The organism is Parafrankia sp. BMG5.11, from assembly GCF_004337455.1.
The window spans coordinates 118,346-132,332 of the sequence record NZ_SJXI01000056.1 but is presented as its reverse complement, the minus strand read 5'-3'; the positions used below and the strand labels follow the sequence as shown (position 1 = coordinate 132,332).

Below are 13,987 nucleotides of genomic sequence, written 5' to 3'. Positions count from 1 at the left end.
CGCATCAGTTCGCGGCTACCGGGGCCTGCACGGTGATTTGCTTGTGGGAGGTGAGCATCTGTTGCAGCGGCCTCGCCGCGGTGACACGAAGGCGAGCCGGATTCATCACCGGAGAAGTCGGCGGGGCCGATCTTGTGAAGCCTCGATTCCTCCGAACCTGAGCTCGTGGCTGTGATGCAGGAGGCGCGCGAGTTCCCGGGGCCGGTCAGGTCGGGCCCGACGGGCATGGCTGGACAGGGTCGGACACGCCGAACCTCGACATCGAGAGGGGAGAGCCGCTGCCCTATGCTGATCTCACAGCCTCACCACAACGTCTGGCCCTTCCCGTTACACGGCGATACTATCTGTTGTGATCGCCACAGGATTTAGTCAGTCAGAATGAACGTGTCGATCGAGAGGAATGCGCCGTGGTTGACGCGACGTCGACGATGGGAACTCGTACGCCCAATGGCGTGGCACGGCGGGCGCCGCGCCATCGCCAGTCCGTGACGAGAGCCTTCACAGTCGGTGGCGCTTACGGTTTCGTCATCGCGTCTCTGCACGCCGACGGTTCGTTGGCGGACGTCAATCTGATCATGGCGAAGCAGGGATCTACTTTGCGCGGAATGGCTGAGACCGTCTCGTCGGCGATCTCGACGGGGCTGGCGCACGGTGTGCCGCTGGTGACGTTCGTGCGACAGTTCGCCGACCTGCGGTTCGAACCGTCGGGACACACCGACGATCCCGAGATCCCGCGGGCAACGTCGATCATCGACTATGTGGTGAGGCGTCTGGCGTTGGACTTCCTGCCGTTGGACGATCGAACCACATTGGGCGTGCTCACCCCGCTGGAGCGCGCTGAGATGGCGGCCGAACCGACGCCGGTGCCGTTGGTGTAGTCGGAGACGCCGGGGATCGATGTTCGGCCCTTCGAGATCGGCCAGCTCCGCGACCTACGCCGCACCCGCAGCCCTCAACGGTCCCAGCCATCCACTGAGAACGGCGCGCCCCCCTGACACTGCGCGATCCCCGCTGCCGGATAGGTCACCGTGTTCTCCGGAAGCGCATCCGGGTCCGCCCACACCAGACCCCCACACTTCTCTGGCTCCAGGTTCGCCGGCTCACCTTCCCACCGCTCGGCCTCAAAGAAGAAGCCGATCCGTGCGTCACCAGAGGCGCCCCGGTGGTGCATGACGTGCAGGAATGTCAGCGCCGCCGGGTCCACCACGACGCCAATCTCCTCCCTCGCCTCCCGGATCACCCCCTCGATGACCGACTCGCCCTGCTCCAGATGTCCGCTCGGCAGGTTGAAGAACCCGTCCCCGAAACCAGTATTGATTCGCTTCGCGAGCAAGATTCGACCCTCGCGGCGTAGAATAAGATGAACGTCCACGATGCTGCCGTATCGTTCCTTCATATGGATGACCCTCCGTACGACAACCCGGTGTACTCCTCGCGGCAGGGAGCCGCAAATCCGGTATCAGCCCGCAAAGCGAGCAGAACGGTGTCGCCCCGGACAGCAGGAGCATGACGTCGATGACGCTGCGGTACGTCATGGTGGCAGTGTCTCCCGGCTGTGTTGGGGTGGTCAGTGGGTGGTTGGGTTGAGGCCGAGTGCGGCGAGCTGCTCGGCGATCCAGCCGACCCGCGCGCTGGTGGACATGTTGGGTGGGATGTCGAAGATGCGCTGCCCGACCGTGGCACAGACGCTGCGCACGACGCGGTCGGCCGCCGGCTGGATGTCGAGGACCTTCGACCGGTAGGGGTCACCGATCTGGTGCTGGTCGAACTTGTCGCAGCAGTAGAACACCGCGTCGTAGACGTGCGACCAGGCCCGGCAGAAGACTTCCATGGCGCGTAGGACGGGCGCGTGAGGTCCGTCCGGGCCGCCCGGCAGGACCAGCCAGGCGTAGGCGAGAACGTTCGCGATCGTCTTGTCCGCGATGATCATCGTGTGTTGGCGGGCGGTGCGCAGCTGGCTGGACAGCTGGGCGGCGAACAGATCGACCTCGGTTTCCAGGTCGAACTCGCCGCGGCCGTGCACGACGATCTCCTCGATGAACGGGCTGTTGCGCGCGGGCTCGGGGACGCAGGCGACGTGCACGCCGCGTTCTCGGTAGTAGGCGGCGAGGGCGTGGGTGAGGGTGGTCTTGCCCGAGGCGTGGGTGCCTTCGACCGCGACGACCAGGCAGTTGCGCAGCATCAGCGAGCTCCTTCCGCGACCAGCAGCCGGTCGTCGCGATCGGCGGGGATGGTGTGCGGGAACGCGTACCAGGCTGGATCGGCCCACGCGCCTGCGGAGGTCATCGGACGGGTGTGGAGGAAGGGTCGGTGAGTTGGTCCCATGCGGCGGCCTCGACGACGGCGTCGAGGTGGAGCGCGTCCCACTGGTAGTTGCCCGCGCTCGCCGCGGCGATCAGCGCGATGGCCAGCGCGCGCACGACACGCTGTCGAGGGATCTGCGATGCTGCCCGCGACGTGGTAGCCGCAGCCGGGGGGACATCGAGGGAGAGGCCGTGGAGGTGGTGGGCGGCGCACACGTCGGCCAGCGCGGCCGGTGCCGGCTCGCTGCCTGTGTCATAAAGGCGGGCCAGGCCGCGTTCGGGGGTCTGGCTGTGCCATGCGGCGCGCACTGCGGTGATTCCTCGTGTGGGCTGCCCGGCGCCCGCAGCGGTCAGGGCCGCGAGTTCGTCGGCGAGCCAGTGGCCGGCGAGGATCGCTGCCTGACGTCGGGCTTGGACAAGCAGCGCGTCGACCGAGGCCGCGACGGCCGCAGCCTCCGTTGGCTCCTCGGCGGCGACCGCATAGAAGCCGAACCGCACCGTCATGTCGGTCACCGTCAGCGAGCGCATCCGTGGCAGCGGAAGGTACACGGCCGCGGCGGCGGCTGGTGACCCGTCTGTCGCGTCGATGGTGAAGGCGGTCAGCAGGGCGGTCCGGTTGGCGAACGGCCGCCGTGGGCCGCCGAACGGGGTCTCGGTCCAGTTCAGGTTGGTCGCCTTACGCATGTGTGATCCGCAGCGAATGGCGCTCCGACGGCGGTCGCTTGGTGCGGCTGGCCGCATGTATCGACTGTCCGAGGTACTTGGCGTAGTGGTTGCGCTTGAACCGGTACCGTGCCCAGATCGCTGTGATCGACTCGTCGAGGAGGTTGCCTAGCGGTTCGAGCAGGTCGGGGGCGTCGTAAACCGGCCAGGCACTCGCCAGCCCACGCGGGCTGACCACGATCATGTGGCCTTCGGTGTCCGGGGTCCAGGCCGTCAGCCGCAACGCCGGCCGCCAGTCGTACGCAGTGCGTAGCTCGGCCAGCCGATCGAACGCCTCCGCGGCCTCCTTCACGGTGAGGAACTCCTGGGCAGCGAGATCGAGCGCGTTGCCCTTCTTCAGCGGGAGGATCAGCTTGAGTTTCCCGGCGTCGAGCACGTCGGCGATCTGGAGGGCGAACGGAAGCGCTGTCAGCGTCGAGCGGTAGACGACCGCCGACAACGACAGCGGTAGACCCGCGTCCTGGAACGCCCGCACCCCTTCCATGACCTTGTCGTAGTCGCCGCGGACCCGGTTCGTCGTCGCACGTGGCCCTTCGAGCCCGACGTTGACAAACGCGACCTTGCCGGCCAGGGCGCGGGCATGCTGGATGCCGCGGGTCGCGTTGGTCGGCACACCGATGACGGTCCCAGCGAACATGTCCACGATGTCCACGATGTCCCGGCGCAGCAGCGGCTCGCCGCCGGACAGGAACACCCGGGGCACGCCGGCCAGGTTGTCCCGTATCCGCTCCAGCGCGGCAAGGGTGGGATCGGGCTCCTGCAATGTCTCGGAGCAGAACGAGCAATCGAAGTTGCACCGCTTCGTGACCTGAAGGATTACAGACAGAGGGCCGGTCGCTTCCGCAGCTACCGTCTCCAGATCGGACGAAGACATAAGGTGGAAGTGGTGGCCATCGGTGAAGAATACAGGTCCTTCAGTGCGGGAATTCCATTCGTCGCTGGCGGATCGCGACGCTGGATCGACGGCGGGAACGGACGGAGAATACGTCGTCATCAAATCCTTCTCAACGTAGGTGCGTACGGCGACCGAACCAGCTGGCTATGTTCAATAGCGGAGGGTTACAGCGCTGATGCTGAGTGCCATCAGCGTCCCAGGTGACCCACGTGACTGTCATTCCCTACGAAGTGAACATCCGATTCGGGCCGCAACAGGGCCGCTGACCTGCCCGAAGGTGATCCGGTGGGGGCCTCGTGTTCGTCGCGACAGCAGTAAACCGTTCGCCAGCTCGTGAGAAGGGGTGTCGCGCGAGAGCGGTACTGGCGGGAAGCCGATGCAGGCCGACCCGCTCTGTAAACGCCACGGGATTCATCCGGGCTCGTTGCCGAAGACGGCTTCTTTTGCTGCCCGTGCGAGTGTGGCCTGGGCGGTTGCTGGGAGCCCGATCCGGTTCCAGTGAAAGATCACGTGTAGTGCGATGATGGAGCGTATCCCCCGGGTGAGAGTGCCGTTTTTGCGTAGGTCTCGGAGCGTTCTTCCTGTTTCCGTGAAGGCGGTGGGCCAGGGGCTTCCGAGGAGATCTGCTCGGGCGTCTCCGAGGAGGAGATGACGAACGTTGCTAGTGAAGGATTCCCATACCTGCGGGTCGGGTGGTGGGCTGGCCAGGTGTGGGCGCTGCTCGGCGACTCGCGCCCACACGTCGCCTTGTTCGTTGAAGTCGAGTCCTGCGGCCCGCATGAGGGCGGTGCACAGCACGAGTGAGTGTTCCCGCCGTTCGGCAGGGCGGTTGTGGAGAAAGGAAAGTAGGTGGCGACTGTCGTGGTGGAACAGCGTGTGCGCGGTGTTCATGCTGCTGGGGCCGCCGAAGGCGTGGATTTCTGGTTCGTAGATGTCGCTGGTCCAGCGGACGCCGTCGGTGAGCAGGAGGTGTAGGGGGTCGGTGTCCGCGGAGTCGGGGCCGCCGGTGTCCTGTGCGGTCAGGTAGCGGATGCGCCAGGGGCCTTTGCGGATGAAGAACCAGGCGGTGATGAGGCCGTCGGCCTCGGCGGCGGGCAGCACGCGGGCGAGGTGGCCGACGGCGTGGCGTTCCCGCTGTCGGGGGTCTGAGCTGGGGTAGGCGATGTTCACCTGTTTCCAGGCTTTCTCGTTCATGGTCGGGCCTTCCGGTCAGCAGAGCAGGAGACAGGCGTCCCACGAGGTCGTGGCTCCGGCGACGGCCAGGTCGGCGCCGGCCGAGCCATCGAGGAATCCGGTGGGTTCGTCCGCTGCGGCTGCGGCGTGTTGGTGCAGGTGTGCCAGTGGTCCGATCGGGATCGGGATGAGTGCGTCGGCGGCGATGCGGCGGGCGGAGGTGAGGAGCCCGGCGGTGCCGTGGCACAGGCTGCGGTCGACGAGACGGCCGAGCTGCGCCGGGTGGGTGATGCAGGCGGCGAAGGAGATTTCGGCCTTGCGCTGGCGGTTGAGATCGTTGAGGGCTCGGGCGGCGAGCTGCTGGGCGCGGGCGATGCCGGGGGTGCCGTAACACCATGAGGGTCGCAGTGGGCCGGGCTGGCGCGGTTCGCCTCGGTCAAGGTCGTCGAGCGTGACGAACTCCGGCCACCATGAAGCCGTGTTGGCCTGCCGCGTCCAGGTGTCGAGCCACTGGCAGATCCGTGTGATCGCTTCCGTGTGCCCGTCGACCTTCACGCCGTCGATGAGGGTAAGGGCCAGCAGCGCCACTGGGCCGGTGATGCCGTGGGCGATCCCGTGGCTGCTGTGGCCGCCGACCGGCCCGGCCTGGTTGCGGTGGGGTCCGTGCGGGCACCACCAGCCGGGCAGGCCGTCGATCGGGTCGGTGAGACGCACCAGGTAGGTCAGCACGTCGCGGAGCAGGTCGAGATCGCCGAGGCGGCGCGCAGCGACGCCGAGGCCGGTTAGCCCGCGGATCAGGTCGTATTCGGCGTAGTGGGGCCGCTGGTGCCTGTCGATGCGGCGGTGTGCTGCTTCCAGGCGGTGGCGTGTCACGGTGGCGGTTCCCGCGGCGGCGGTCGCGGTGGCTCGGGCGAGGCCGGGCTGGTCGGAGGCGGCGAGGACGAACGCGAGGGCGGGAGCGCCGTAGTAGAGGCTGGCGCCCTCGGCAACGCTGACGCCGTCGGCGACGGCCTGCTCCAGTGCCGCGCGTGCCGCCGGCCAGTTGCCGGTTTCCAGGTGGAGCAGGGCGATGCCCGCCGCTCCCTGCGCGAGCGACTGTCCCGCCGTCATGATGTCCTTCCGGCCAGCTCGGTGAGGGCGACGGCGCGGGCCAGGCGCAGGCAGTGCCGCTCGGAGGCGGTGTCGACACCGATCATGCGGGCGTGGTGCAGGTGCAGCAGGTCGGCCAGCACCTGGTCGGTGTCCAGGCCGTCCTGGTCGGTGAAAGTCCGGTAGGTGGCCAGCGCTGCGGGCAGGGTTTCGTCTCCGTAAGGGAGGCGGGCGCCCGCGAGCTGCGCGGGCTGCAGGCGGGAGCCGCTGCGGTGGGGCACGTGGTCGACGAGCCAGCGTGCCCCGTCGCCGGTGAACCCGCGAACGATGGTGATCATCCCTGCTGCGGTGGCGGCCTGCCGGTCACCGGACAGCCGTCCAAGCGCGGCGTGGGAGTCGGCGGCGAACACCGCCTCGGCTGCGGCGAGAGCCGGCCCGCGACCCCAGCGGGTCTCGGGCCGGTAGATGGCCAGCGTGTAGTCGGCTAGCTGCCCGTCGTCCTGGAGCTTTTCCGCCCACCAGGCGAGGTCGCGGGCGGTGTCGGGGTATCGGCCGCGGTCTTGCAGCGGGATCCGTAGCCGCAGGTGGGCTTCGGGGTGTGGGTAGCGCAGGAACCACCAGCCGGGAGGAAGGCCGGGGAAGTCAGTCAGGCGGGCGAGGATGTGATCGGGGTGTCCGGAGAGGCGGGCGTCCAGCCAGCGCGCCTGGCCGGGCCGGTGGGTGAGGGTGCTGGCAGGACGGGCCGGCCGGGTGACCGGGCGGCGGGACGGTTCGGTGCGGGTGAGGGTGAGCAGGAGTTCGGCGGGTCTGCCGTCGATCCAGCCCGCCGGCCCGCCGGCCTCGGTGAGGACGATGCTGCCGTGGCGGTCGAGGTGGCTGCGCAGCACCGCGAGGTGGGCGTTCTCGTCCAGGTCGAGGCGCAGCCGCACGTCGTCGTCGCCGATCAGCACCTCGCGCGGCAGCCGGTGGCGTTCGCGGTGTCGTTGCCAGGCGGCCAGCCACTGCGGCCATGGTGCGGTCCGGGCGGGAAGCGCGGTCGCGGGGGTGATCCAGCGGGCCGGGTGCAGGATGGAGCGGCTTCGCCGGATCCGTGGCAGGAACGGCAGCGAGCGAGCGTGCCCCCAGTCGAACCGGGCGCACGGTGCCGTCCAGGCGGTCCAGATCTCGGTGAGGAACCGGACGAGGGGCTGCTGCCCGCTCGGCAGAAGCACGCAGTTGACCAGCAGCGGCTCGATCGGCCGCCCGGTGGGGCTCGACATCAGCCACAGCCGGCGGCCGTCGCCAGCCACCGACAGGTCCGCAAGCCGCCACGGTGGGTCGGGGTGGAAGTCGCCGACGGGAAGCACCGGCAGGAGCTCGGGCGCACGGGCGACGGTGGCGAGGCGGGTGTCCAGCGGGGGTCCGGACAGCTGCACGCTGTCCGCGCCGGGTAGGGCGGTCGGCAGACTCGCGTAGACGCTGCCGAAGCGTTCCAGCTCGGCCGGGGTGAGCAGGTGCAGGAAGCGGGCAGCCGCGGCGCCCGCGTGTCGTGCCCCGCTCACCACCGTCAAGGTGAACGCGCCGCGTTCGAGGTCGCGCGGTGTCGCGGCGGCGAGGGTGAACCGCAGCTCGGTGTGGGGAATCGGCGGCCGGTCGTCGTCGCCGTGCAGCGCTTCGACCAGACCGTCATCGAGGACGACCTCGGTACCGCCGTCGAGTGCGGACCGTTGCGCGAGTTCGACAAGCAGCCTGTCGCGGGCGGTGAACGGCACAGGGTCGTGCCGGGGCGAGCCCCGGTACCCGGCAGGAAACCCGAGAACTCGCAGGACGTCGCGCAGCGGCACGGCCGCGCCTGGACCCCACCGTTCGAGGAACGCACGGTGGTAGGCGGCCCAGCCGGGCAGGTGCGGCGCGACGGCGACGAGCGCGCGGGCAGCTTCCTGCGCCTCATGGACCACGGCGGGAGGCAGCGTTACCGAGCAGTCGACCCGCAGGTCGATCGCGATCCTGTTACCCGGGTCGGGAAGGGCGATGTGACGGGCCAGGTGTGCCGCCGGGTCTGTCACGGTCATCGGCGGCCGGATCGCCGACAGCAGCACTCCCGCATCCACCAGTGCGACGAGCAACGCCTCAGCCGCCGACGTATCGGTGGTCCGTTCGCCGGCCACCTTCGAGACCAGTGCCCCGAACGCGATCGGGGCACTGGCTGCCTCGACCGCCGCCTGTACCGGGCCGGTCAGGTCGATCTCGACGTCCCACATCCGGTCGCCCTCGGCGCGGGCGCACGGCAGCACCCACACCCCGCCACGCCGGTAGCCCAGCGCGTTCGTCACAACCGTGACCGTGCGCAGCCTCGCCAGATCCCACTCGGCCACCGCCGTGAGCTCGGCGACGTAGCGGTCGTCGGGACGAACGACCTCCTGATGCTGTTCTCCCCAGCGGACCACGGCGCGGGGGCCGAACCCGGCCGGAGCCACGCCGGCGAACCTGCCGAAGGGGGTCGCGCGTGTCGTCCACCTCAGCAGATAGCGGACCGTCGCCCCCACCAGACGTTCCAGCCGGCGCTGTTCCACCGGCTCATCGGCAACAGCGCGGGTGATCCCGGCGGCCAGGTCCGGCGCGGCCTGCCCAACGGCAGCCGCGAACGCCGGCAGTGCCCACACCTGGCGCAGCCACTCCAGCCACTCGCAGGGCTGGTCCGCCGTCAGGTCGGGCCATATGGGCAGCTGCAGATCCCGGGGATAGGAAGCCGCCCTGACCAAGGCCGCATCTGTCGCTTGGAACATTTCTCGCTCCCCGTGTGAGGGGCTGGCGGAAGGAAGGGGAAGGGAGGGGCCCGGCCGGTAAAGGCCGGGCCCGATCGGTGGGCTGTCCCGGCAGAGCGTCAGCCCGAGCAGGCGTCCGAGCCGGTGTTACCCGAGCCGCAGTTGTCGTCAGTGCTGGTGGCGTGGCCGCTCGCGACGGATCCGGCGTCGACCAGGCGCAGGTTCAGCTCGTACTCGTCCATGAGGGGGCTCCCTTCTCATCGGTGGTGAAGGCCAGGACGAGGCGGCTGTGCCGCTTGTCCAGGACCGCCCCGTCGGGCAGGTCGCCGTCGGGGGTGTGCGCGGGAAGGATGTGCAGCACCGGGAGTGGGCTGCCCGCATCCAGCCACGCACGCATGTGCTCGACCATCCGCCCGGCCGCGGCTGACGCTCGCGGCCCATGGGCGTATGCGCCGAGATCGAACAACCTGTCGGTCCAGCGCAGCGCCGACCGGTAGGCGAACGTGCCCTCGCGGAAGGCGGCAGGAGTACCGAACCGCCAGGAGGGCGCGACGACGCCGGACTCGACGGCCGTCTCCTGCGCCGTCAGCACCACGAACTGCTCCGCGTCGTGAAGGACGCGGGTCGCCAGCCACAGGTCCAGGTTGGCCAGCCTGCTACGGGGCGGCAGGCTCACGCCAGCCCACGCCTCCTCCCGGGGCTGCACCAGGAGCCCGGCGACCAGTGCAGGGTCGACCTGCTGGCCCTCATCCAGCCGCAGGTGCACACCGTCGGCGATATCGACGTACCGCACCTCGCTGGCTCCGTCGCCCTGCACGGAGACGAACCCGCACATGCGGTTGCTCGCACTGACCAGCCGGTCCCCGCGGCGATGCAGCGCCCACGACCGGGTCATCCCGAACGTGCGCAGCGGCACCACCAGCACCCCGCCGTCCGTGAGCTGATCACGCCAGGCGGGTGGAATGTCCCACGCCCCGACCGTGACGATGATCAGGTCGAATTGGCGGCCCGGCACGACCGGATGCTCGGCATCCGCGCACACCACCGTCACGTCGCTGTAGCCCGCCGCCGCCAGGCACGCGACCGCCCGGTCGGTCACCTCACGGTCGATGTCGACGGACGTGACCGACCCTGCCGAGCCGACGAGCTCCCGCAGCAGTGACGCGTTGTAGCCACCGCTGCCGATCTCCAGGGCGTGGCGGCCCTCCAGCCCGTCGAGCGCGTCCGCGGCCTGACCGAGCATCTCCGCGATCAGGAACGGTGCCGACACCGAGCTGACGGCTTCCTCGCCGCGCATCTTCTTGAGAACCGCCTCGTTCTCATACGCCTGTTCCAGCGGGAGGCCCGGCGTGAACAGCTCGCGAGGCACGGCCCGCATCGCCGCCTCCACCTCGGGTCGCAGCACCAGACCCTTCGCCGCGTGATCGGCTGCCAGCCGATCGACCATCGCGTTCCGCAGGCCCTCGCTGCCCCTCGTGCCGACGCTCACCACGGTGCCCTCTCCCACTGCGCGCGGGGCCGCCCCAGGCCGGGCGACCTCATCAACATTGACGATCATTCTGGGGCGGGTGGATCGACCCGAAGACCTCCTCCACACCGCCTTTGCTCCCGCACGGCCGAATCGACCAGCGCGGAGTGGATCACTTGTGCTCTTCCACCGTGTCGGGCCGACACAGCCCAGACCGCGCTGGCTGTCGCGTCACCAACGCCACCACGATGGCCGACGCCGGAGAGTGAGTCATTCCCTCCACTACGAACGTTTTCTTCGGCCTCTACAGGGGCTTTGACCTGCGAGAACACCGCCGCCCGCTTACTTTTGTTCCGGGTGATCATGCCGATTCGTTCGGCGGTAACCGCAGGAGCGCGATCTCGCTCGTCGTCTGGAGCGTGCTGCGGACAAGCGCGGTGACCGGTGGCGCGTTCATCCTGGCGATGCCGCGCCCAGCGGTGTCCACCCGTCTTGCCCGGCATAAGCGGCGATGCCGCCGCTTCGCTCCACCCGACCCACCTGTTCTGACCGTGAGCGGACAGCTACGGTTACGGTGGTTCGGTCGGTGGTGGAGCACCCCGAGGCCGACCGCCGTCCAGACTTGGGGAGCATCCAGGCTCAGGGAGAGGGAGCACTGCGGCATGGGTAAACCCAGCCAGCGCGCTGAGCAGGAGGAGCTGCGCGCCCGGATGCGAGCGGTGGGCATGGCGCACGACGAGATCGCCGTCGAATTCGCCCGTCGCTACCGGCTACGCCCGCGCGCCGCCTACCGTGCGGCACACGGCTGGACCCAGCAGCAGGCAGCCGGCCATATTAACACCCATGGCGCCCGCGTCGGCCTTGACCCGGACGGCGCCGCCTCGATGAGCGCCCCGTGGCTGTCGGAGCTGGAGAACTGGCCGCTTCCGGCCCGTCGGCGCCTCACCCCGCAGATCCTCGCCGTGCTCGCCGCGGTCTACGGCACCGACGTTCACAACCTGCTCGACCTCGACGACCGGGAGCATCTGGCAGCCGAGGACACGCTTGTCATCACCCGCATGCGACGCTCCGCGCCTCCACCGCCCCCCGTGCCAGCCGGGTTGGAGGTCGTCCCCGCTGCCCAAGGCTTCCTGACGAACGGCATCGTGGGCCTGCCAGGATCGTCCGTCCTGCTCGCGATGGGCCTTCGACAGCAGAATCGTTACGGAGGCACCCGCGCCGCGCCGGGGGGTGCAGGAGCACGCCTGGTAGACGCCGTCGGCGGGCTCGCGCCGCGTCTGGACGAGGCACCAGCGGGATTGGTGGAAAGGATGGTCACCATGGCAGCTCGCGAGTCCGCCGACTTCAGCCGGGCCGCTGACCGCGGCCAGGTGGGTCCGCTGACCGTCGAGCAGTTCCACGAGGATCTGGCGTGGCTGGCCACGCGGTACCCGCACCGCCCTGTCGCCCCCTCGTTCGCCGAGATCGCCGAGCTGCGCAACCATGCGTTCAGCCTGTTGGAGGACCGGCAGCGCCCGGACCGGGCACGGGATCTGTATGCGATCGCGGGTGTTCTGTGCGGGATGCTGGCCAACGCCTCCTTCGACCTGGGCTACCTTCCCGCCGCGACGACCCAGGCTCGGACGGCGTTCCTGTGCGGGGAGCTCGCCGGGCACAACGGCCTGCGCTGCTGGGTCCGCGGCATGCAGAGCCTGATCGCCTACTGGCAGGGCAGCCTGCCCGAAGCCGTCAGACTCGCCCGTGAGGGCTGGGAGTTCGTCCCCGAGCACGGCACCGCGCGGGTACGGGCGGCAGCGCTGGAGGCCCGCGCGGCGGGCCGGTTGGGCGACGAGGCGACGGCCCAGGACGCGCTGCGGCGAGCCGAACAGGCCCGAGCCCAGGTCACCAGCGAGGACGAACCTGGCGGGATGCTGGCCTTTCCCGACTCCAAGCAGTTCTTCTACACCGCATCCGCCTACCTGGGACTGCACGGCACGGCCGAAACCCTGACCGCGGACAGCTGGGCGGCCCGCGCCGAACAGGCCGCCAGGACCGCGATCGGCCTCTACGAAACCGCACCCGCCGGCGAACAACGGCTCGGGGAACTGTCCCTGGCTCGCCTCGACCTGGCCGCCGCCCATCTGGAGCGCTCCGAGCTTGACGGCGCGGCGCAGACGATCCGGACCGTCCTGGACACCGCGACCCGCCGGCCGACCGACAGCGTCCTGCGCCGGCTCCGTCAGCTCGCCACCGTCACCGACCGGCCCCAGTACCGGGATCTCATCCCCGCCCAACGCCTGCGCGAGGACATCCTCGACACCTGTGCGACGGCCGCGCGGACCACAGCCGGCGACGCCCGCACCGACGCCGAATGAGCCGGACGCGGCCGGTGGTAGCCCTGCTGCACCCCGGGGCGATGGGAGCCGCGGTCGGTCAGCAGGCCACCAGCAAGGCGCGGGTCCTGTGGCTACCCGAAGGACGCAGCGCCGCGACCGCGGCCCGTGCTGACGACGCCGGGCTACAGCCCGTCGCGGACCTGGCCACCCTCGTTCGGGACACCGACGTCGTGATCTCTCTGTGCCCCCCGCAGTTCGCCGACCGGATCGCCGCCGCCGTGCTCGCGGCCGGCTTCGACCAGGGCGTCTTCCTCGACGCCAACGCGCTCATCCCGCAGCGGATGGCGGCGATCGGCGAGCTGTTCGCAGGCACCACGGTGCGGGTCATCGACGGCTCGATCATCGGCCCGCCGCCCACCGGACCGGGGACCACCCGGCTCTACCTCGCGGGCCCGACCGAGGGCACCACCGCCGTGACCGACCTGTTCACCGGGTCCGGCCTGGAGGCCGTACCGATCTCCGGTGAGGTCGGTGCCGCCTCGGCACTGAAAACCGCGCAGGCGGTGTTCCAGAAGGCCAGCCGCGCACTCGCCGGCCTCGCGCACGCTCTCGCCGACCACTACGGCGTCGGAGACATCCTCACGGAGGAGGGCCGGCGCTACCACCGGCCGATCCTCGCCGAACCCGACTTCCTTCCCACCGTCGCGGCCCGCGCGTGGCGGTGGTCACCGGAGATGACCGAAGCCGCCGAAGCCCTGCACGCTGCCGATCTGCCGGACGCCATGATCCGCGGCGCCGTTGAGGTTCTTGACGCCTGGGCGGCCTACCGCGACACCCCGCCCGGCGACACCGGGACGCTGTTCACCCGCCTGCGCCAAGCAGCCGGACAGGAGCCAGGCAGCGCGGCGCGGTGTGAGCCCGCGTCTCCTGTCGAACCTTCCGATGAGGCCCTGCGGGCCCTGGACCAGAGCGCTCGCAGGAGCGGGAAGGGGCAGGGCGCCTGATGGCCAGCGCTAGCCTGCGTGCGGAACGGAGTGATCTGCGTGATGTGAGGATCTGCTCGGCCAGGCCGGCCAGCTCCTCGGCGGCGTCGACGAGTCGGACGAGGCGTTCCACCTGTACTCGCCCGGCCACATCCCGCGGATGGCCGGTTCCTGCTAGAGGTTCCTGGGCCGGCCGCAGGCGGCCGAGGGCCTGCTCGAACAGGTCACCTCTGCTCGGGGACCGGCGAAAGCGGATGCGATCGTCCTGGGGAACCTCGCGCTCGCCCGGATACG

12 protein-coding genes are annotated in these 13,987 nt (G+C 69.9%); 3 read left to right on the top strand and 9 right to left on the bottom strand.

Going from position 1 to position 13,987, the window contains the following annotated elements; all coding sequences use genetic code 11:
- Positions 1–407: 407 nt before the first annotated feature.
- Complete coding sequence (locus tag E0504_RS32135; RefSeq protein ID WP_243657702.1) at positions 408–878, top strand: ribonucleotide reductase; 471 nt, start codon at positions 408–410, stop codon at positions 876–878.
- 74 nt (positions 879–952) lie between these two features.
- Here E0504_RS32135 and E0504_RS32130 read toward each other — a convergent pair whose 3' ends face one another.
- From E0504_RS32130 to fxlM, 9 genes are all read right to left on the bottom strand, one after another.
- Complete coding sequence (locus E0504_RS32130) at positions 953–1,396, bottom strand: NUDIX domain-containing protein (protein WP_131626424.1); 444 nt, start codon at positions 1,394–1,396, stop codon at positions 953–955.
- 171 nt (positions 1,397–1,567) lie between these two features.
- Positions 1,568–2,182 (bottom strand): AAA family ATPase, encoded by a 615-nt coding sequence (locus E0504_RS32125; RefSeq protein WP_131626423.1) that lies wholly within the window; start codon positions 2,180–2,182, stop codon positions 1,568–1,570.
- 100 nt (positions 2,183–2,282) lie between these two features.
- Positions 2,283–2,987, bottom strand: coding sequence for a hypothetical protein (locus E0504_RS32120; protein WP_131626422.1), 705 nt, complete (start codon positions 2,985–2,987; stop codon positions 2,283–2,285).
- On the bottom strand, positions 2,980–4,020 hold the full coding sequence (locus E0504_RS32115) for a radical SAM protein (RefSeq protein WP_131626421.1): 1,041 nt from the start codon (positions 4,018–4,020) through the stop codon (positions 2,980–2,982). The genes E0504_RS32120 and E0504_RS32115 overlap by 8 nt, the downstream gene beginning before the upstream one ends.
- Before the next feature lie 312 nt (positions 4,021–4,332).
- Positions 4,333–5,115, bottom strand: a complete 783-nt coding sequence (locus E0504_RS32110) for a thiopeptide-type bacteriocin biosynthesis protein (RefSeq protein WP_131626420.1) — start codon at positions 5,113–5,115, stop codon at positions 4,333–4,335.
- Between the two features lie 15 nt (positions 5,116–5,130).
- Positions 5,131–6,204: a lanthionine synthetase C family protein gene (locus E0504_RS32105; protein ID WP_131626419.1), complete on the bottom strand. Its 1,074-nt coding sequence runs from the start codon at positions 6,202–6,204 to the stop codon at positions 5,131–5,133.
- The gene (locus E0504_RS32100) at positions 6,201–8,948 is read right to left on the bottom strand and encodes a lantibiotic dehydratase (protein ID WP_131626418.1); all 2,748 of its coding nucleotides are present in this window, start codon (positions 8,946–8,948) and stop codon (positions 6,201–6,203) included. Before E0504_RS32100 ends, E0504_RS32105 begins: the two co-directional genes overlap by 4 nt.
- 98 nt (positions 8,949–9,046) lie before the next feature.
- Complete coding sequence (locus E0504_RS32095; RefSeq protein WP_131626417.1) at positions 9,047–9,169, bottom strand: FxLD family lanthipeptide; 123 nt, start codon at positions 9,167–9,169, stop codon at positions 9,047–9,049.
- Positions 9,151–10,416, bottom strand: coding sequence for a methyltransferase, FxLD system (gene fxlM / locus E0504_RS32090; protein WP_131626416.1), 1,266 nt, complete (start codon positions 10,414–10,416; stop codon positions 9,151–9,153). Before fxlM ends, E0504_RS32095 begins: the two co-directional genes overlap by 19 nt.
- A 641-nt stretch (positions 10,417–11,057) precedes the next feature.
- On the opposite strand from fxlM, the gene E0504_RS32085 reads away from it, so the two are divergent.
- Together E0504_RS32085 and E0504_RS32080 are read left to right on the top strand one after the other, a co-directional pair.
- Positions 11,058–12,749 carry a helix-turn-helix domain-containing protein gene (locus tag E0504_RS32085; protein ID WP_131626415.1) on the top strand — a complete coding sequence of 564 codons (1,692 nt, stop codon included), beginning with the start codon at positions 11,058–11,060 and terminating at the stop codon, positions 12,747–12,749.
- Positions 12,746–13,714: a DUF1932 domain-containing protein gene (locus tag E0504_RS32080; protein ID WP_131626414.1), complete on the top strand. Its 969-nt coding sequence runs from the start codon at positions 12,746–12,748 to the stop codon at positions 13,712–13,714. Before E0504_RS32085 ends, E0504_RS32080 begins: the two co-directional genes overlap by 4 nt.
- The last annotated feature ends 273 nt before the right edge of the window (positions 13,715–13,987 follow it).

Excerpts from the sequence above, each read along its gene's own strand:
- E0504_RS32100 (WP_131626418.1), bottom strand. The coding sequence starts at position 8,948 with ATGTTCCAAGCGACAGATGCGGCCTTGGTCAGGGCGGCTTCCTATCCC.
- E0504_RS32080 (WP_131626414.1), top strand. The coding sequence starts at position 12,746 with ATGAGCCGGACGCGGCCGGTGGTAGCCCTGCTGCACCCCGGGGCGATG.
- E0504_RS32125 (WP_131626423.1), bottom strand. The coding sequence starts at position 2,182 with ATGCTGCGCAACTGCCTGGTCGTCGCGGTCGAAGGCACCCACGCCTCG.
- E0504_RS32095 (WP_131626417.1), bottom strand. The coding sequence starts at position 9,169 with ATGGACGAGTACGAGCTGAACCTGCGCCTGGTCGACGCCGGATCCGTC.
- E0504_RS32130 (WP_131626424.1), bottom strand. The coding sequence starts at position 1,396 with ATGAAGGAACGATACGGCAGCATCGTGGACGTTCATCTTATTCTACGC.
- E0504_RS32120 (WP_131626422.1), bottom strand. The coding sequence starts at position 2,987 with ATGCGTAAGGCGACCAACCTGAACTGGACCGAGACCCCGTTCGGCGGC.
- E0504_RS32105 (WP_131626419.1), bottom strand. The coding sequence starts at position 6,204 with ATGACGGCGGGACAGTCGCTCGCGCAGGGAGCGGCGGGCATCGCCCTG.
- E0504_RS32110 (WP_131626420.1), bottom strand. The coding sequence starts at position 5,115 with ATGAACGAGAAAGCCTGGAAACAGGTGAACATCGCCTACCCCAGCTCA.
- E0504_RS32115 (WP_131626421.1), bottom strand. The coding sequence starts at position 4,020 with ATGACGACGTATTCTCCGTCCGTTCCCGCCGTCGATCCAGCGTCGCGA.
- E0504_RS32085 (WP_131626415.1), top strand. The coding sequence starts at position 11,058 with ATGGGTAAACCCAGCCAGCGCGCTGAGCAGGAGGAGCTGCGCGCCCGG.